Raw genomic sequence first — 18,933 nt, forward strand, 5'->3', positions numbered from 1 at the left:
ATTGTTTATAATTCACGTCGAGGGCAGCTATTCTACACTAGCTCACACTAGTAAACTATGGCTTTAGTTATTTGCTTGAATTTGCTGTTGAATTTTACCTACTGATTTGACAAACGCGCCCTGGTTTAAAAGCGTTGCTGGTAGCTCTACTCTCGCTTTTTGTGCTTTTGCCATTGAGCTGTATAAACCATAGGTTAAACCATGTAGACTCGCTTGATTGCTCTTTATTTCAAATATATGTGTGTTATCTAAATTCAGGTTTTCAACTGTTTGTGATATCACTTCTAAATCGCGCACCACCATAAGCTGAATTGTAAAATAATTTGCTGGCTGTGCAATAAACCACTCGTTACCGGTTAAGCTTTTTGGCTGCTGCTCTGGCTGCTGCTCTGGCTGCTGCTCTGGCTGCTGCTCTGGCTGCTGCTCTGGCTGCTGCTCTGGCTGCTGCTCTGGCTGCCCAGAAGTTTTGTCGGGTTTAGCTGTTAAGTCAACAGGTTTAGATGATGAAACATCTTCAATAGTAATTGCAGTTGTCGGTTGATTGCTAACTGAAGCAGTTTGTATATTCTTATTATCAAAAAAGTACCAAGCTAACGAAGTTAACAGTCCAATTAATATTAATATGCAAATTAACAAAAGGTAGACTTTATACTGCCTACTGCGTTTTTGCATCGCTACCTGCAACTCAGAGTTATCTTTTTTCCAAGCCAAGAGTAGCTGAGGATTACCATTAGAAGCATCAATAAACGCTTTAAAAATAGGTTCATCAACACTTGGTAAATCACTGAAATACATTTTCATCAGGGTTAAACTTTCAACCTGATCTAATGCTTCAATGTGCATGTTAATCGCTTCAGTCACTGGAAGCTGTCGTGTTGCAGTTAATAAAATACGAATCTGACCTTGGTAAGATTCGGTTAGTTGGAACAATTCATTTGCAAAATCATCACTGATAAAGTGAGCATCATCAATAACAATCAGCAATGGCTCTATCGATTCACCTGTTAACCCGATAAAGTTTTCAACTATAGTCAGATCATAATCAATCAATGGATTTGAAAAGCTTTGTTCAAGAATTTGCCCGATTAGATGTCGGTCTTGCGCACTGCGCGTCGCTTTAACATAAGCCTTGTTATGCTCTGTAAACTTTTCGGAAATGAATGTCTCAGCAAGGTAGCTTTTTCCAAGTCCTACCTCTGAGATGAGACTGATAAAATTATTACCGTAGGCAAACTGCAGTTCAATTCGATCAACAAGTGCTTGCCTACTGGGCAATATTTTAGTTTGCATGCAGCTTAAATAACTCTTCTAGCTCTTGCTGAGTTACATCATCAACTAACTCGCAGCCACCAAACTTGCTTGGAATAATGAATCGAATAACGCCTTGCTTATTTTTCTTGTCTTTAACCATATGTTTTACAAAATCATCACACGACATTGACGCTGGTGCGCTAACTGGCAATTCAAATTCTGCAATCAAGTTTACAATACGTTTCAATTCTGCCTCTGATAGCTTGCCTCTTAGATATGCTAATTGGGATGCTAAAACCATACCAGTTGCAACTGCTTCTCCGTGTAACCAGTTACCATATCCCATCTCAGCTTCAATTGCGTGACCAAAAGTATGACCAAGGTTTAGCAATGCACGTAAACCTGCTTCTTTTTCATCTTGCGCAACGATTTCTGCTTTTATTTCACAGCAGCGATAAATAATTTGGCTTAATTGTTCCGAGTTATGCACTTTTATTTCAGCGACGTTATCTTCAATGTATTTAAAGAAATCAACATCGTAAATTAACCCATATTTAATCACTTCTGCGATACCTGCAGCAAATTCTCTGTTTGGTAACGTATTAAGTGTATTGTTATCGATATAAACAGCTTTTGGTTGGTAAAATGCACCAATCATATTTTTACCGAGTGGGTGATTAACCGCTGTTTTCCCGCCAACCGATGAATCCACCTGTGAAAGTAGTGTGGTTGGTACTTGGATAAAATCAATTCCACGCTGGTAACATGCAGCGACAAAGCCAGTAAGATCACCAATCACACCTCCGCCAAGCGCAATAAGACACGTATCACGGCCACAATTATGCTCTAACAGAAAGCGATTAATGAATTCGAAGTATTCTAGAGATTTAAATTGCTCACCATCTGGAATGATGCAAGAGAGAAAGTCATTATTTGGTAATTGGGATGTAAATTTATCTAGATAGATAGGAGCGATTGTTTCATTTGAAACAATCACCACTTTACGACCTGCCAAAATATTGGATAAATTTGGACTGTCGGTAAGATTGTTTTGTGCAATATAAATCGGGTAGCTGCGCTCACCCAAATTAACTGATAATTCAAGCATGCGCATCCCCTTTTATATTTAGAAATTTATCTTTTCGATAATTTGATTAGCAACTACTTTTGCACTTTGTTCATCAGTACGAACAACAAAATCTGAAACTTCAACGTAAAGAGGGTTACGCTCATCAGCAAGACGAACTAACACATCTTTAGGCGCTTCTTCAGTTTGAAGCAACGGACGTTTCTTATCGCGTTGTGTACGCGCTAGTTGCTTCTCAATTGGTGTCTCTAAGTAAACAACAATACCACGAGCAGATAACTTATTACGTACATCTTTACTAATAATAGAGCCACCGCCTGTTGCTAGTACGATCCCTTGCTTTTCTGTTAAGTCAGAAATAACAGATTCTTCTCTGCGACGAAACCCTTCTTCACCTTCAATATCAAAAACCCAAGCGATATCCGCACCAGTGCGACGCTCGATCTCTTGGTCTGAGTCAAAAAACTCTAAATGAAGTTGGTCTGCAAGGTGACGACCAATAGTGCTTTTACCTGCGCCCATTGGGCCCACTAGAAATATATTACGTTTTTCAGCCATATCTTTTAGTACAAACGAACTCTAAAATTGAAAAAAACCCCGCTTATTAGCTGGTCCCCAAAAGTAAGGCAGGGATTATCTCAACAAACAGGCAAGGTTTTCAAGTGTTATACATTAAAAAGGGCTATTCAGCCCTTTTTAATTACAAAGAATCATTAAGAATTTTAGGAGTTACAAAGATAAGCAACTCTTTCTTCTCGTTAAATTCACTATTTGATTGGAACAAGTAACCAAGGTAAGGAATATCACCTAACAGAGGAACTTTCTTAGTATTACTCACAATCTGCTGTTGATAAATACCACCCAACACAATGGTTTGGCCATTATCAACAAGTACTTGTGTACGGATTTTTTGCGTATCAATCGCAACAGCAGGGCCTGTTGGTGTTTGCACCGTATCACCACGCGTATCCTGAGTGATAACAAGATCTAAGATAATCTTATCATCAGGTGTAATTTGTGGCGTTACCTCTAAGCTTAATACAGCTTTTTTGAACTCAACCGTTGTTGCACCACTTGAAGCTGCTTGAACGTAAGGAATTTCAGTACCCTGTTCAATGCGTGCTTCTTTTTGGTTTGCCGTAGTAATACTTGGGCTTGCAATGATTTCCGCTTTATTTTCTTGTTCAAGTGCTGATAGTTCTAAATCAATTAGTGTGCCATCTGCAAGCTTAGCTACATGAATACCAATACTACCTGCTGGGTTAGCAATTGGTAAGTTAACGTTCAAGCGGTCACTTAGAGCTGGAATAATACCATTACCGATGCTATTAGCCCCTTCAAGCGTACCTGAAACGCCATCAGAATTTTGCTGATCACTAAAGCCCCAGCGAATACCTAAGTCTTCTTGTACATTATCACGTACGGTTACCATGCGAGATTCAATTTTAACCTGCTTAACAGGAATATCTAAATTCTCAATCATACGGCGAACACTTTCGATACTAGTAGCAGTATCTTTAATTAAAAGTGTATTTGTACGCTCATCCACCGAAACAGAACCACGGCTTGATAAAATACTGTTACCTTCGAACTTAAGCAGTTCAGAGAAATCTTTTGCCTTTGCGTAATTTAACTGAATATATTCACTATACAGCGGCTCTAACTCAGCAACTTTCTGTTTCACTTCTAACTCTCGAGCTTCACGAGAAGCCAGCTCTTCTGTTGGTGCAACCATTAAAATTGAACCATCCATACGCTTATCAAGGCCCTTCATACGAAGCACTACATCAAGCGCTTGGTCCCAAGGCACACCATCTAAACGCAGTGTTATGTTACCTTCTACTGAATCACTCGTTACTAAGTTAAAGTTGTTATACTGCGCAATAATTTGTAGCACTTGACGAATAGAAATATCTTGGAAGTTAAGCGACATCGGCTTACCTTGGTAATCTTTACCGTCACCTAAGAAGCTGCGCTTTGATTCATCTTTTTCAACAGTTAATGTGAAGATGTTATCCAATTGTTGGTAGTTATAATCAAAGCCAGTTGTTGTATCAATAACGATACGGCTATTAATACCATCTTTAAATGTTTCAACAGTGCTAACTACCGTACCAAAATCCATTACATCTAACTGATAAAGAAGATCATCAAGAATGTCGGTATTATGGAACTCAGCAACAATTTTACCCGCTTTTTCGCTTACATCGATAGCTGCCATGTTTTCTTGTAAGAAAATCATAACGCGAGCTTCACCACTTTCACCGCGACGGAAATCAATTGCTTGAATTTTGTTGATATAACTTGAGCTATCTTCAACTGCTGAAGTTTCCGCTACATCTTGCGTTGGGTTATCGCTTACATGCAAGTAGAAAAGATTTTTGTCTACACGTGTTTGATAAATTTTAAGATAATCTAAAAATACAGTTACTTTAAAGCCATCATTCTCAAATGCATGAGTAACACGTTTAACACCGGCTTTGTTGATCAAAACTTCTGTTAAGTTTTCCTCAAAGTCAGCTTCATCGAAAAATAATTCGATACGTGCCGGTTCTGAGAACACCTGAATTTTTGGCTCTACATAAATTTCTTCATCAAATACGAATTCGATTTCTGTTTCGCCATCGAGTAATGGGTTATAGCGCACATCATATAGCAGTGGGACAGCTGACGCCCCAAATGAAAGCACCAATAAACCTGCTGCTAGTAAAGTTGAAAAGCCTTTACGAAGTAGACCTACTGCTAATCGCATATTATTAAACCCTTTATTATTAACTTGACGCATTGCTACCTGCCTCCACGATTTCCACTTTCGTCAGGCGTTCTTTCCAACATCCTGCACCATCAGGTATTAATTCTAGCAGCTCAATAAAGCCATTTTGTACCTGAGTTACCTTGCCATTAAATAGTCCCATTCGCTCACCCACACCAATTTCATGCAATGAGTTATCAGGAGCTGTAATAAGTGCTAACAGCTCTGTTGCTGAGCCAATTGTGCCACGCATTTGTAGATTTTCTAACGGGAAACGCTCCAACGCTTCTTTTCTACGACGAGGGTCAGGGTGCAAGCAGTTTTGAACTTGCAATAATCGATCCTGGATAACCTCTGGTTTTGGTGCTACAAAAGGGCTTCGCTTTTCGCTGGCGGTGTAAGCAAAGTGGTTAAAGTTCTTAATTTCAGGAATTGGCTCTACGTTATTATTAGTATTAGCACGCACCTGATTAATAAATTCTTGTTGTTCCGTTAAATCATCAAAGCAGCCACTAAGAATTAGAGGCAAAGCTAAAATAGCTAATTTTTTCATTCGCGCTCCCCTTCGTAGCGGTAGGTCTTAGCAACAACGCTAAACTCTAACTGCTCTTGTTGTTCCCCACCTTCAATTGTGAAGTCATGTAAGCTGATAATACGAGGTAACTCAGCTACTTTACTTACAAACTCACCAAAATCATGGTAACTACCTACCACTTCAATTTTAATTGGTAACTCAGTGTAGAACTCTTTTTCGATCTCTGGCATCCATTCAACTTTGTGGAACGTTAAACCGCTTGATGTTCCAATGTAAGATAAATCTTCAATTAAGCCAGGTGTTTCACTTGAAGTAGGAAGACGTTTCAAAAGCTGTGAAAACTTCTCTTCCATTTCAACCATTTGTTGACGATAAATTTCTAACTTACTAGCTACATCATACTTTTGACGATAAGAAGCTCGCAATTCTTGTTCTTTTTGTTGCGCTCTTTCATAGGCTTCAATTTCACTTGAAACCAACATTGAATATGTAAAAAATGCAACTAAGCCTGCTGCGATACAACAAACTATCACTTTAACAGCAAGTGGCCAACTACCAACATTCTCTAGGTCTAATTCATCTAAGTCGATTTCATTTAGCGATTTTAAATCGATATTCATTTTTGAACCTCGCTAATTTCTTCGAACGGTTTAACTCTAAATCTTAAGTTGAAATCGTTAAGCAAACGCAGTTCTTGGTCGCCTGCTTCAATCACTTGCATAATTGCATCTTCAAATAAATATGACTCTTCAAGCTTACGTAACATTGCAGACACACGGTTATGAGATTCACTTTTACCTACAATTTGAAGCGCACGGTCGCGACGTTCTAAGCTTGTTAAGTAAACGCCTGACGGAACTACCAGTGCAACCTCATCCATAATCTGTGTACCAAGGTTTCGGTTACTCTGTAGCTCTTCGATAAGGCGCATACGCTGTTGCAAACTAGCTTTTCGCTTATCTAGCTCATTAATATCTTTGATTCGCTGATCCAGTAGTGCTATTTCTGAAGTAAGGAAGTTATTACGAACATTTTGGCCATCTTTTAATGCACCATAGAACATACTTAGTGCAAACATACTACCAAACGCAACAATAACAACGAGCACAAGAATCGTAACAAACTGCTTTTGTGCTTCCTTGCGCGACGCATCACGCCACGCCAAGAGGTTTATATGTGGCATGGTGAAAAACTCCTTAGTGCTAAGCCCGTCGCTACTGCTAACTGTGCTTGGTTCTTCTCTAAAGATTCACGGTCCACGCCAGGTGCTAGCTCCATCTTCTCAAATGGGTTCATAATGACGGAATGAATACCTAACTCATCAATCAGTAGCTTATCTAAGCCAGAGATCAACGAGGTACCACCAGATAATACAATATAGTCAACTTGGTCTTTGCCACTTGTGGTTAAGAACATTTGAATAGCACGACGAACCTGTTGCAGAAATGATGTTTGGAACGGTGCTAATACTTCAAACGTATAGTTTGGTGGTAAGTCACCTGACGTTTTTGCAAGTTCCGCTTCATCGAAACTCTTATTATAGTAAGAAACAATACTTTGCGTATATTGTTCACCACCAAAAACCTGATCTCGGGTATAAAGTGTCTCACCATTCTGCGTTACGCTGATAAGCGTCATCGTTGCACCTACATCAATAAAGGCAACCACCTTATTTGCAGCGTCTTCTGGCAGGAAGTCGTAGCACAATTCAAGGTTACGACTTAACGCATACGCTTCAACATCAACAACTTTAGGCACAAAACCACCTGACTCAACGGCTCCAGCACGCGCTTCAACACTTTCAGTACGCGCAGCTGAAAGTAATACGTTTACTTTTGATGGATCAGCATCGTTCACGTCAAGCTTTTCAAAATCTAGACTCACTTCATCAAGTGGATAAGGAATTAAGCTGTCCGCTTCAATTTCTATTTGAGATTCTAATTCAGCATCCGTTAAGGCTACATCCATAAAAATAACTTTCGTGATAACCGCCTGACCAGATACTGCAGTTGCCGCTTCTGAAATGTTTTTGGGGAGTTTTTTACGAATTTTATTGATTACACGACCAACAGCTTCAATATCTTGGATCGTCCTTTCTGCCATTGCCCCTTTAGGCATTGGCTCGACAGCAAACGCTTCAAGTCGATAATGAGTGTCTTTCTGGCTTAATAGCACGGCTTTGACCGAGTGAGAGCCAATATCAATACCAACCATCAGAGGCTGTGGTTTTTTAAACAGTTGACCTATCATAAACCTAACGCTAATCCTTTTTTTTATAATTATAATAACTTTATAAAATCTAGCGAAAAAATTTTATTCAAAAATTAATCAGGATATACTACCAGTGTTATCTTGTAATTGGGAGTCCATTCTCGGGAATTTTCTGTGGCTTTTATAAAAAACTTTTTACGTTTTATTATCATATGTACCATTCTTGGTACTTTTGCAGTAGTTATCCTTTACTTTTACGTAAAGCCCGAACTACCCAGCGTTGCCGTTTTAAAAGACGTGCAACTTCAAACACCTATGCAAGTATTCACCAAAGATGGCCAATTAATCAACCAATTTGGCGAAAAAAAACGTATTCCGGTTACGATAGATCAAATTCCGCAAGATTTTTTAAACGCCATACTCGCGACTGAAGATAATCGTTTCTACGATCACCCCGGCATCGACCCAATCGGCATTGTCCGCTCTGCAATAGTACTAATAACAACGGGCGAAAAGAAACAAGGTGCCAGTACTATTACCATGCAAACGGCGCGTAACTTCTTTTTAACGCGCGAAAAAGCATACATGCGAAAAATAAAAGAAATTTTTATTGCGTTGCACATTGAGAGCCTAATGACAAAAGATGAAATATTGGCACTTTATCTCAATAAAATAGAACTTGGTCATCGTGCTTTTGGTGTTGGCGCAGCAGCGCAGGTTTACTACGGCAAAGATTTAGATCAACTTAATTTACCGCAGCTTGCGATGATTGCTGGCTTGCCGAAAGCTCCTTCATCACTAAACCCTATTAGTAATCCTACTCGTGCAAAACATCGCCGCAATGTCGTTCTTTCACGTATGTTAGTTGAAGGATACATTTCACAAGCACAATTTGACGAAGCAAGTAAAGCGCCAATAACAGCGAAAAAGCACGGTGCAGAAATCGAGTTTTCTTCACCTTATATTTCAGAAATGATTCGAGCAGACATGGTTGCACGCTTCGGATTAGACGGTGCTTATAACAACGGTTATAAAGTTTACGCAACCATCACAGCTAAAAACCAAGCGGCTGCGCAAAAAGCGTTAATGGATAATATTCATAACTATGACCATCGTCATGGTTTTAGAGGAGTTAACATTTATTTATGGAACTCCGAAACGGATACGGCTTGGCAACGTAATGAAATCCTCTCTTATCTCGAATCAGTAAATGAAATCGGTTATTTAAAAGCAGCTGTTGTAGAGCAAATTGATGAGCAAAATGCTTATGCAGTACTTAAAAACGGCAATTCAATCACAATTCCATGGGACGGATTAAAGTGGGCTCGTCCATACATTTCACATTCACGTCAAGGAAAGCCGCCTGAAACAACCTCAGATATACTCTATCCTGGAGCGTTCGTTTGGCTACAGCAAAATCAAGATGGTCAATATAAACTATCTCAAATGCCTGACGTGAGTAGTGCAATAGTGTCTCTTAATCCTCAAACCGGTGCAATTGAGTCACTTGTTGGTGGTTATAGCTTCGAGTTATCGCAATACAACCGCGCAACCCAAGCAAAGCGTCAAGTGGGTTCAAACATTAAGCCATTCCTTTATTCAGCTGCAATAGAGCACGGCTACTCGTTAGGCTCAATAATTAACGATGCACCAATAAATAGCTGGAACTCCGCACAACGCATCGCATGGCGCCCAGAAAATAGCCCAGCTAATTACGATGGCCCAATTCGTGTGCGTCGCGCATTAGCACAGTCTAAAAACGTGGTTGCAGTTCGCCTGTTACGAGGCATAGGCGCACGCGAAACAGTTGACCATTTACTTAAATTTGGCTTTTCACCTGAAGACATTAAACCACATGAGGCACTTTCTCTCGGTGCTGCTTCGTTAACGCCTTTAGAAGTGGCGCGTGGTATGGCAACGTTTGCCAATGGCGGACATTTAATTGAGCCATATTTTATTGACCGTATTGAAGATGCCGAAGGCAACATCGTATATAAATCTCAACCGTTAGTAGTTTGCAATCAGTGTAGCGCTGAAGAAGTGCGTGATAGCTTTCATTACGCACCTCGCGTAATTAGCGAACAAAATGCCTTTTTAATTGCCGACGCGATGAACACTGCAATCTATGGAGAACCAGGCTGGCTTGGCACTGGTTGGCGTGCAAAAGATTTAAAACGTAACGACTTATCAGGTAAAACCGGTACTACAAACGATATTGTAGACACTTGGTTTTCAGGCTTTAACAGCCAAGTAATTACCACTGTATGGGTCGGCTTTGATGATGCCGGCAAGCGTTTAGGCAGAGTAAGTTACAACAATAATTTAAGTCGCAATCAATTTGCAGGCGGTGAATCTGGTGCACGAACGGCACAGCCTGCATGGCTTGATTATATGCGTGAAGCACTAAGAGGTATGCCTAGCGCACCTATTGAACAACCTGAAGGGCTCGTCTCTGTAAGAATCGACCGTAAATCAGGGTTACTAACTAAAAAAACCGATAACTCGTCACGATTTGAGTATTTTATTAAGGGCACAGCACCAACGCAGTATACTCAGCAAGAAGTGCAGAATTTATTTGACCCTTATACAACAACGACTGATTCAGGCAAAACAACTGAAGAGCTATTTTAACGGCACCATTCATTTGTATAAATCAGTTTAAATAAATTTAAAAAGCCGCTAACACTGTTAGCGGCTTTTTAATATTAATTACCCAGAGTTAAGGTTAATTACTCTGATAGCTTATGGCAAAGCCAATATAAATCAGAATGCACTCCCGCAGCGGTAACTTCACGCCCTGCTCCAGGTCCTTGAATAATCAATGCGTTGTCAGCATACCAAACACTATTGATCACAAAAATGTTATCGCCCGGAGTTAGTGTTGCAACCGCAGCTGACGGAGCAACAGCTTTTAACCCTACTTTTGCCGTAATAGGTGAGGTTGTGGTATCAAGCTCAGCCACGTACCTAAGCGTATTACCTTCTCTTTGTGCATCTAGAGCGAGCTCTTCCACAAATGTATCAAGTAACTCACGTTTTGCTAATGCATCTTGCCAAGACCCTTCGGCAAGCTCATTTGGCATCCACGCCGATAACTCAATGTCGTCTAGCTCAAGTGATAAACCAAGCTCTCTCGCCAAAATAAGTAACTTTCTTTGTACGTCACGGCCAGAAAGATCTTCACGCGGATCAGGCTCGGTAAAGCCCAACTCTCGTGCTTGCTCAACTAAATCTGAGAACTTTTTATCGAGCGAGTAATTTGCCCCTAACCAAGACAATGTGCCCGAGAACACACCACTAATTTTAGTGATTTTATCGCCCGAGTTTTGCAGGTCTTTTAAAGCAAAATTAATTGGTAAACCGGCTCCTACACTTGTGTTGTAACGCCATAGTAAATTTTTCTCAGTCTGCAAGCGACGTAAATTTTCATACCAATTTAACTCTGCGGTGCCCGCATATTTATTTGCTGAAATAATATGACAATCGTGCAACGCAAATTCAGGGTATAACTTACTAAACGATTCACTTGCCGTGATATCAATCACTACTTTATGGCCATAATCAAGCTCTTTAATAAACTCGATGATCTGCTCAGGTGACGACGCTTTTGCATTATTTTTGAAGTTTGCACTGGCTGTTGCCAGCTCTATACCCTGGCCATTTAACAAACTCGTACTTGAGCGTAATAAACCTACCAACTTAACTGGTAACAAGGTATTTAAACGCGCTAACTGGTCATTAAGCTGTGATAAAAAGACTTCACCAACATTACCAATACCCGCCACAATCACAGCTAATTCTTGTTTAGCGGTGATCAATTCATCATGTAACAATGACAGCGTATCGCTTTCAAGCAACTGGTCACCAAGTAAAATAGCAAAGCCATTTTGACTCCACGCACCACGTAATGTCATGCTTTGCTTCTCTAATAATGCTTTTGCACTTTCAAGTAACTGCGATTCACTGCCGGCCTCGCTCACGATTGCCACACCAGAAACATTCGATTCAATAAGCACCGCATCTTGTAAATAATATGACGCAACTTGCTCGCCAAACTGACTTGGTACAAGCAGTAACGTATTTCCCTCTACCTCAAGCGGCTGAAGCGGATGCTGCAGAATAATGCTTAACTCTCGAATGCTATCTTTATTGTTATGAGTAAGTTGAAACACGTCAACACTGGCAAGTGTCGTTAAAAAACGTTTTGCTTTCGCTTGTTCGTTAGCAACCACTTGCGTACCATCACTATGGCTATCGTAGCTACTGCGAACGACTAATTTAATATCGCTGTCTTTTAATGGTGTAAGCGTTTTAGCGTGCAATACAGGGTTACCTAATCGCGCGAGTTGTTGCGCTTGCTGCTGGCTAATTTTATTGTATTTAACCGCCTTTTCTACTTTACGTGGGTCGGTACTGTAAACGCCTTGAGTATCTGTCCAAATTGTAACACTGCTGGCATTAATATATTTACCAAGCAAAGTCGCACTGTAATCGCTACCATTTCGGCCTAACGTCACCGTGTTACCCACTTCGTCACTTGCGATAAATCCCGTCACCACATTAAGTTGGTCGCTCTTTAATGCCTGGCAGCGTGCAGTATTTTCTTGATGCTTAAGATTATTTTGTGCAACAACAAATAGCTTGCGGCTATCAAAGTGAGTCGCAGCAACCCCTTGCTTATTTAAATAATGCGCAAGTAATCGGGCAGACCACAGCTCACCGTGAGCAAGCAACCACGCCTGCTCTAACTCTGCACAGCCAGCACGTTGAGAGATTGCATTAATATCGTCAATAAAATGAGCATACACTTCACTTTTATCACCTAATAATTCAGAAACCAGTGCGCATTGGTGATCTTTTAGTAACGCAATTACTTCACCAACACCTTTATGATCTTGATTGTGATAACACGACCACAAGCGCACAAGCGTGTCGGTCGTTTTACCTGCAGCAGATACAACAATGGCATCGCCATACGCTAGTTGCTGACAAATATTGGCAACTGCATGGTAGCGCTTGGCACTGCTTAGGCTTGACCCACCAAATTTATATACTTGTTTTGTCATTTAAATAATCACCACAATGCAGGTCGTGCAGCGCAGCATTGAGTGCTTTTTTCTCCACCAGCAGCGACATCTTTGTTAATTGTTTTTGCGAATGCTTGTTCAAGATCTGCGATTAAATCTTCAACATCTTCAATACCAACAGAAATACGAATTAACGTATCGTTAACGCCTGCTTTAATTCGTGCTTCAGGCGCCATGCCGGCGTGTGTCATGGTAGCTGGGTGACAAATTAAGCTCTCTACACCACCAAGTGATTCAGCAAGACTAAACTGTTCTACACTGGTTAAAAATTTAGCCGTATCTTCAATTGTGCCTTTAATACTAAAGCTCACCATGCCACCAAAACCTTTTTGCTGTGCTTTTGCTAAATCATGTTGTGGATGACTTTCAAGACCTGGGTAATAAACTTTCTCTACATGCTCACAGATTTCTAAATAGCGTGCGATAGCAAATGCGTTTTCTTGGTGCTGTTTAATACGTACATTTAAAGTACGAATACCACGCAGCGTTAAATACGCATCAAATGGCGCACCTGTAATACCAATATTATTTGCCCACCAAGCGAGCTCTTCGCCTAACTCCGCAGTGCGTGTAATAACCACGCCACCAACAACATCTGAGTGGCCATTAATGTATTTTGTGGTTGAGTGGATAACAATATCTACACCAAATGAAATTGGGTTTTGTAATGCTGGAGATAAAAACGTGTTGTCAGCTCCCACTAACGCCCCTACCGAGTGAGAAACTTCCACTACTTTGGCAATATCAGTTAAACGTAAAACTGGGTTACTTGGCGTTTCAATCCACACTAGCTTAGGTTTAATTGCTTTAATCTGCTCATAGCAAGACGCTTGTGTAAAGTCGACAACCGCTACTTTTAATAAACCGCGTTTTTCAAGGCTCGTGAATAAACGGTAACTGCCGCCATAGCAATCATGAGGAATTAAAATAGTATCTTCTGGTGTTAAGATTTGTGTGCATAAGTGAACAGCAGCCATACCTGTTGCAGTTACAATCCCCTTTTCACCGCCTTCTAGCTTAGCAAGCGTATCAGCCAAAATATCGCGATTAGGATTGCCGCTACGGCCATAATCATAATCACGCTTTTTATCAAAATCGGCGAACGAATAAGTCGTCGATAAATATAATGGTGGAACAACCGCACCATGATGTTTATCTGCGGTAATGCCATTGCGAACAGCAAGGGTTGTTTGTTTGTTCTGCTTCATAACTCTGTCACTTAGATGTTTAGACGTCTAAAAGGTTAAACCACTAAACAATGGAAGTCAAAACTTTTACACGTCTATATAGCCAAATAAATGATATTTGACTATATATTTTAAAACGATAAAATTTTGCCTCTTAATATACAGGCTATCGTCAAAATTAAATCGTAACAGATATAGGCTAGTACACTTTATGGCAACTGAATGGAACGGTGAATATATTCACCCATATGCAGAACACGGTAAAAAATCAGAACAAGTGAAAAAAATTACCGTATCTATCCCACTTAACGTATTGAAAGTACTGACAGACGAGCGCACTCGTAGACAAGTAAATAACTTACGTCATGCAACCAATAGCGAACTACTGTGTGAAGCATTTTTGCATGCGTTTACAGGTCAGCCATTGCCTGACGATGAAGATCTGAGAAAAGATAATCCTGAGCATATTCCGCAAAGGGTAAAAGAAATTCTTGCTGAACGCGGCTTACCGGTTCCAGAGCTTGAAGATGAATAAAAAAAACCTCAGCAATTGCTGAGGTTTTTTTTGCTTTTAACCAAGTTAAAGCATGTAGTTTTCTGGCATTTCAATCTGCGCAACGCCTGACTCAACCGCAGCTTCTGCAACCGCACGTGCTACTCGCGGAAGCAAACGCGGATCCATTGGCTTAGGAATAATGTAATCTTTACCAAATTCAAGGCTTGATTCACCAGACGCTGACAATACCTCTTGCGGTACTGGCTCTTTAGCAATTTCGCGAATCGCATTTACCGCCGCAATTTTCATTTCGTCATTAATCGCTGTTGCGCGCACATCAAGCGCACCGCGGAAAATAAATGGGAAGCATAATACGTTGTTAACTTGGTTAGGGTAATCTGAACGACCTGTTGCCATAATTAAATCATTGCGCGCAGCATTCGCCACTTCGGGCTTAATTTCAGGATCAGGGTTAGAACATGCAAATACCACAGGCTTATCTGCCATTAATTTTAGATCTTCAGGAGCCAATAAGTCAGGACCTGAAACACCTACAAATACGTCTGCTTCTTCAATAACATCTTGTAAGGTGCGCTTATCTGTATTGTTTGCAAACAACATTTTGTATTCATTTAGGTCATCACGACGCGTATGAATAACCCCTTTTCTATCAAGCATATAAATGTGCTCACGTTGTGCACCACATTTAATTAACAGCTCCATACATGCAATTGCTGCTGCACCTGCACCTAAACATACAATTAATGCATCTTTTAACTTTTTACCTTGGATCTCTAACGCATTCAGCATGCCCGCCGCAGTTACAATCGCGGTACCATGTTGGTCATCATGAAATACTGGCACACTACAACGTTCAATAAGCGCTTTTTCAATTTCAAAACACTCTGGCGCTTTAATATCTTCCAGGTTAATACCACCAAAAGTATCTGCAATATTTTCTACAGTATTAATAAAGTCTTCGGTAGTACGGTGCTTAACTTCAATATCAATTGAATCTAAACCAGCAAAACGCTTAAATAATAACGCCTTACCTTCCATAACAGGTTTTGATGCAAGCGGCCCTAAATTACCTAAACCTAAAATTGCAGTACCGTTTGAGATAACAGCGACCATATTACCCTTTGCAGTATATTTATATGCATTGTTCGGATCCGCTGCGATCTCACGAACCGGTTCAGCAACACCAGGACTATAAGCTAATGCAAGATCATTAACTGTCTCTGCTGGTTTGGTTAATTCGATGCTGATTTTTCCAGGAACGGGTTCAGAATGGTATTGTAGCGCTTTTTCTCTTATGTCAGACATGCGTGCCTTATCCTACGATGTTAAAAGTGAGAGATACTGGTTTAATAGTACGGCATTTAGAGTAAATAGAAGTTAAATGCGGTTATATCTTAACCTAAGACCATAGTTGAATTTACAACAATAGGCTTGTGGATATTTTCTGCTAAATCATTACCAGATTGAAGTTAATTCAGATCCGACCAGATTCACAACCATCTATTTTTTTACACTCGACAGATACTATTTTGCCAACAGATAGTAAAAATAATGAATATTGAAGCTATCTATAATCCAGTATATAGCCATCTATTTAGAATAAAAAGACATAGAAAAACCATATAACATGACAAAAATTCATATTAAATTTTAGATACAAAAAAAGCACCCTTAGGTGCTTTTTTGAAAGAACTAAAACAGCTCTTATTTTTTGCTTGAAAGCGCGCCAAAACGCTTGTTGAAGCGATCAACACGACCACCTGTATCAAGCACTTTTTGCTTACCAGTGTAGAACGGGTGACACTCTGAACAAACATCTAAGTGGATGTCTTTACAAAGAGTTGAACGCGTTTCGAATTTGTTACCACAAGAACAAGTAGCATTGATTGCTTCGTACTTAGGGTGGATACCTTCTTTCATAGTAAACCTCTAATTAGGCCGCATCGCTCTCCAAACCCGAAGTCTGGCACCATACGTTGTTAAACAAAAATATATAGGGCGCGAATTCTAGCCAACTAACATGCCAATAGCAAGATCTTTAACCATCTTCAGATAAATTTTGTTTAACACTAGCCGCAAACACAATGCCATGATTTAATTTCAACAAATTCGCTCTAAAAATAAAAGTAGAATGACTACGCCTGTTGTTGCAGAAATTGCCTTAAATGTACCGCTTTACCGTAACTTTGATTACCTCGTTGAACCTCAGTTTCAAACTAATATTGCGGTGGGTTGTCGTGTTGCAGTTCAGTTTGGTCGTCAGCAACTTGTCGGCATTGTTGTTGCGTTAAAATCAAATAGTGAATTTCTCGATAAATTAAAACCTATTTCACGTTTAATTGATAACAACGCGATTATTGATCGTCACATGATCAGCCTTATCGAATTTGCGAGTCATTATTATCAAAACCCGCTTGGAGAGTGCTACCAAGTTGCACTACCGACTCTGTTAAATAAAGGCGAAGCACTTGATAAGTCTGCGGTGCCTATCATTAAACTAATCGATGAAAATGCATCAGTGAATGGTAAAAAACAGCGCCAACTAATCGAGCATTTAGTTGATTCGGGCAGTACGCCAGTTACCGAATTGAGTGCGCTCGGGTTTAGTAGTGCAACCGTTAAATCACTGCTGGAAAAAGCGATTATTGAGAAAACGGTTGAATACAATCGTGATTGGCAATCAAAACCTCTCGCAATCGGCGATAAACCCAAACTTAAGCGTGAACAAGCCATTGCACTTGCAGCAATTAATCAAGCTACAGGCTATACCTGCTATTTGCTTGAAGGTGTAACTGGCAGCGGAAAAACAGAAGTTTATCTGCAAGCTCTCGAAAAGCCATTGCAACAAGGTAAACAAGCGTTAGTACTGGTACCCGAAATTGGCTTAACGCCACAAACCGTTAACCGCTTTCGTAGGCGCTTTCCTAATGTGCCTATTATGCTTTGGCACTCTGCAATGACGGATAATGAACGCCTATCAACTTGGCGTGCAGCACAAACTCAAAGCGCTGCCATTGTAATTGGCACCCGCTCTAGTGTGTTTTTACCATTTGCCAAACTTGCGATGATTATTGTTGATGAAGAGCACGACTTATCATTTAAACAGCAAGACTCACTGCGCTACCACGCCCGTGATTTAGCATGCTTTCGTGCTGCTAAACTAGCGATTCCATTAATCTTGGGTAGTGCAACGCCGTCGCTCGAAACGATTCATAATGCCACAAATAATAAGTACCAACTGCTTAAATTAACTGAGCGAGCACAAACACAAAGCGATAATCAGTATGTGCTACTTGATATGCGAGGGCAGCATCAGCAGTCTGGTCTTGCACTTGCAACGCTTGATTACATCAAACAAGAGCTTACTAAAGGTAAGCAAGTTATGGTGTTTTTAAATCGCAGAGGTTTTTCGCCTAGTCTTATTTGCCACGAGTGTGGCTGGTTAAGCCAATGCCAACGCTGTAGCGCCAATGCCACCTATCACAAACATATTCGCAATTTAATTTGCCATCATTGCGGTGCGCAAGAGCATGTGCCTACACAATGTCCAAGTTGCGGTAGTACGCAAATTATCCCCGCAGGGCAAGGCACAGAACAAGTTGCTGAGTTTTTAGCTGAGAGCTTTCCCGACACCCCAATCACCCGAGTTGACCGCGATTCAACCCGTAAAAAAGGCAGTTTAGAAAGCGCACTGCACGACATAAACAAAGGCGAACCGCGCATTTTAATTGGCACACAAATGCTTGCTAAAGGACATCATTTTAGTGAGGTGTCGCTAGTCGTCATTATGGACGTAGATAGCGGACTCTATTCTTACGATTTTCGCGCTACAGAGCACCTAGCCCAATTAATTACCCAAGTGTCAGGTCGCGCAGGGCGTAGCGGTGAAGCCGGCACGGTATTGCTCCAAACACATTTTCCAGAACATCCGCTATTACAAGACTTAATCAATAATGGCTACCAAGACTTCTCCCGTTATGCTTTGCGTGAACGTGAAGAAACCTTGCTACCCCCCTACACTAGTCTTGCAATCATTCGTTGCGAATCGCACAAGCTAAACGACATCAATAATTTTTTATACGACCTTATTCCAGAACAACTGCCTTCTGGTATACAATTGCTCGGACCTGTTCCTGCAGCACTTGAGCGCATTGCAGGCAAATACCGCTACCAGCTCCATATTCAAGGTAATGAGCGCAAGAAATTGCACTTATACCTACATCAACTTGTTAGCTACATAAGTCAAAGTAAGCTAGCAACAAAGGTCCGCTGGAGTATCGATATCGACCCAGTTTCAATGGCATAA

Annotated in this window: 15 protein-coding genes; 3 read left to right on the forward strand and 12 right to left on the reverse strand. The window is 40.5% G+C overall.

The genetic code is table 11. The features are described 5' to 3' along the window. Positions 1–63: 63 nt before the first annotated feature. From C2M30_RS00620 to C2M30_RS00655, 8 genes are all read right to left on the reverse strand, one after another. Positions 64–1,290 carry an AAA family ATPase gene (locus C2M30_RS00620; protein WP_105170304.1) on the reverse strand — a complete coding sequence of 409 codons (1,227 nt, stop codon included), beginning with the start codon at positions 1,288–1,290 and terminating at the stop codon, positions 64–66. Next, entirely contained in the window at positions 1,280–2,359 is a 1,080-nt protein-coding gene (gene aroB, locus C2M30_RS00625) for a 3-dehydroquinate synthase (RefSeq protein ID WP_105170305.1), read from the reverse strand. The genes C2M30_RS00620 and aroB overlap by 11 nt, the downstream gene beginning before the upstream one ends. Positions 2,360–2,377: 18 nt before the next feature. Beyond that, positions 2,378–2,896, reverse strand: coding sequence for a shikimate kinase AroK (gene aroK, locus C2M30_RS00630; RefSeq protein WP_010562137.1), 519 nt, complete (start codon positions 2,894–2,896; stop codon positions 2,378–2,380). A 142-nt stretch (positions 2,897–3,038) separates the two neighbouring features. Beyond that, entirely contained in the window at positions 3,039–5,123 is a 2,085-nt protein-coding gene (locus C2M30_RS00635; RefSeq protein ID WP_171043634.1) for a type IV pilus secretin PilQ, read from the reverse strand. Further along, the gene (locus C2M30_RS00640; protein WP_010562139.1) at positions 5,110–5,643 is read right to left on the reverse strand and encodes a pilus assembly protein PilP; all 534 of its coding nucleotides are present in this window, start codon (positions 5,641–5,643) and stop codon (positions 5,110–5,112) included. The genes C2M30_RS00635 and C2M30_RS00640 overlap by 14 nt, the downstream gene beginning before the upstream one ends. Then, positions 5,640–6,245 (reverse strand): type 4a pilus biogenesis protein PilO, encoded by a 606-nt coding sequence (locus C2M30_RS00645; protein WP_010562140.1) that lies wholly within the window; start codon positions 6,243–6,245, stop codon positions 5,640–5,642. The genes C2M30_RS00640 and C2M30_RS00645 overlap by 4 nt, the downstream gene beginning before the upstream one ends. Continuing rightward, positions 6,242–6,808 (reverse strand): PilN domain-containing protein, encoded by a 567-nt coding sequence (locus C2M30_RS00650; RefSeq protein WP_054981144.1) that lies wholly within the window; start codon positions 6,806–6,808, stop codon positions 6,242–6,244. Before C2M30_RS00650 ends, C2M30_RS00645 begins: the two co-directional genes overlap by 4 nt. Then, entirely contained in the window at positions 6,796–7,875 is a 1,080-nt protein-coding gene (locus C2M30_RS00655) for a pilus assembly protein PilM (RefSeq protein ID WP_100914204.1), read from the reverse strand. Before C2M30_RS00655 ends, C2M30_RS00650 begins: the two co-directional genes overlap by 13 nt. Positions 7,876–8,010: 135 nt before the next feature. Here C2M30_RS00655 and C2M30_RS00660 point away from each other — a divergent pair, with 135 nt between their 5' ends. Continuing rightward, positions 8,011–10,467: a penicillin-binding protein 1A gene (locus C2M30_RS00660; protein WP_105170306.1), complete on the forward strand. Its 2,457-nt coding sequence runs from the start codon at positions 8,011–8,013 to the stop codon at positions 10,465–10,467. 98 nt (positions 10,468–10,565) lie between these two features. Here C2M30_RS00660 and metL read toward each other — a convergent pair whose 3' ends face one another. Together metL and metB are read right to left on the reverse strand one after the other, a co-directional pair. Next, positions 10,566–12,902 carry a bifunctional aspartate kinase/homoserine dehydrogenase II gene (gene metL, locus C2M30_RS00665; protein WP_105170307.1) on the reverse strand — a complete coding sequence of 779 codons (2,337 nt, stop codon included), beginning with the start codon at positions 12,900–12,902 and terminating at the stop codon, positions 10,566–10,568. A gap of 8 nt (positions 12,903–12,910) precedes the next feature. Beyond that, the gene (metB, locus tag C2M30_RS00670) at positions 12,911–14,131 is read right to left on the reverse strand and encodes a cystathionine gamma-synthase (RefSeq protein WP_105170308.1); all 1,221 of its coding nucleotides are present in this window, start codon (positions 14,129–14,131) and stop codon (positions 12,911–12,913) included. Between the two features lie 190 nt (positions 14,132–14,321). On the opposite strand from metB, the gene metJ reads away from it, so the two are divergent. Then, positions 14,322–14,645, forward strand: a complete 324-nt coding sequence (gene metJ, locus C2M30_RS00675; protein ID WP_010562146.1) for a met regulon transcriptional regulator MetJ — start codon at positions 14,322–14,324, stop codon at positions 14,643–14,645. A 45-nt stretch (positions 14,646–14,690) separates the two neighbouring features. Here the strand turns inward: metJ and C2M30_RS00680 are convergent, their stop codons facing one another. Further along, on the reverse strand, positions 14,691–15,932 hold the full coding sequence (locus C2M30_RS00680; RefSeq protein ID WP_100914208.1) for a malic enzyme-like NAD(P)-binding protein: 1,242 nt from the start codon (positions 15,930–15,932) through the stop codon (positions 14,691–14,693). Positions 15,933–16,331: 399 nt separating this feature from the next. Further along, positions 16,332–16,547 (reverse strand): 50S ribosomal protein L31, encoded by a 216-nt coding sequence (rpmE, locus tag C2M30_RS00685; protein WP_010562148.1) that lies wholly within the window; start codon positions 16,545–16,547, stop codon positions 16,332–16,334. A 211-nt stretch (positions 16,548–16,758) separates the two neighbouring features. On the opposite strand from rpmE, the gene priA reads away from it, so the two are divergent. Beyond that, the gene (priA, locus tag C2M30_RS00690; RefSeq protein WP_105170309.1) at positions 16,759–18,933 is read left to right on the forward strand and encodes a primosomal protein N'; all 2,175 of its coding nucleotides are present in this window, start codon (positions 16,759–16,761) and stop codon (positions 18,931–18,933) included.

Source organism: Pseudoalteromonas sp. T1lg24, assembly GCF_002964745.1.
In the GTDB taxonomy this organism is placed as follows: Bacteria; Pseudomonadota; Gammaproteobacteria; order Enterobacterales; family Alteromonadaceae; genus Pseudoalteromonas; species Pseudoalteromonas spongiae.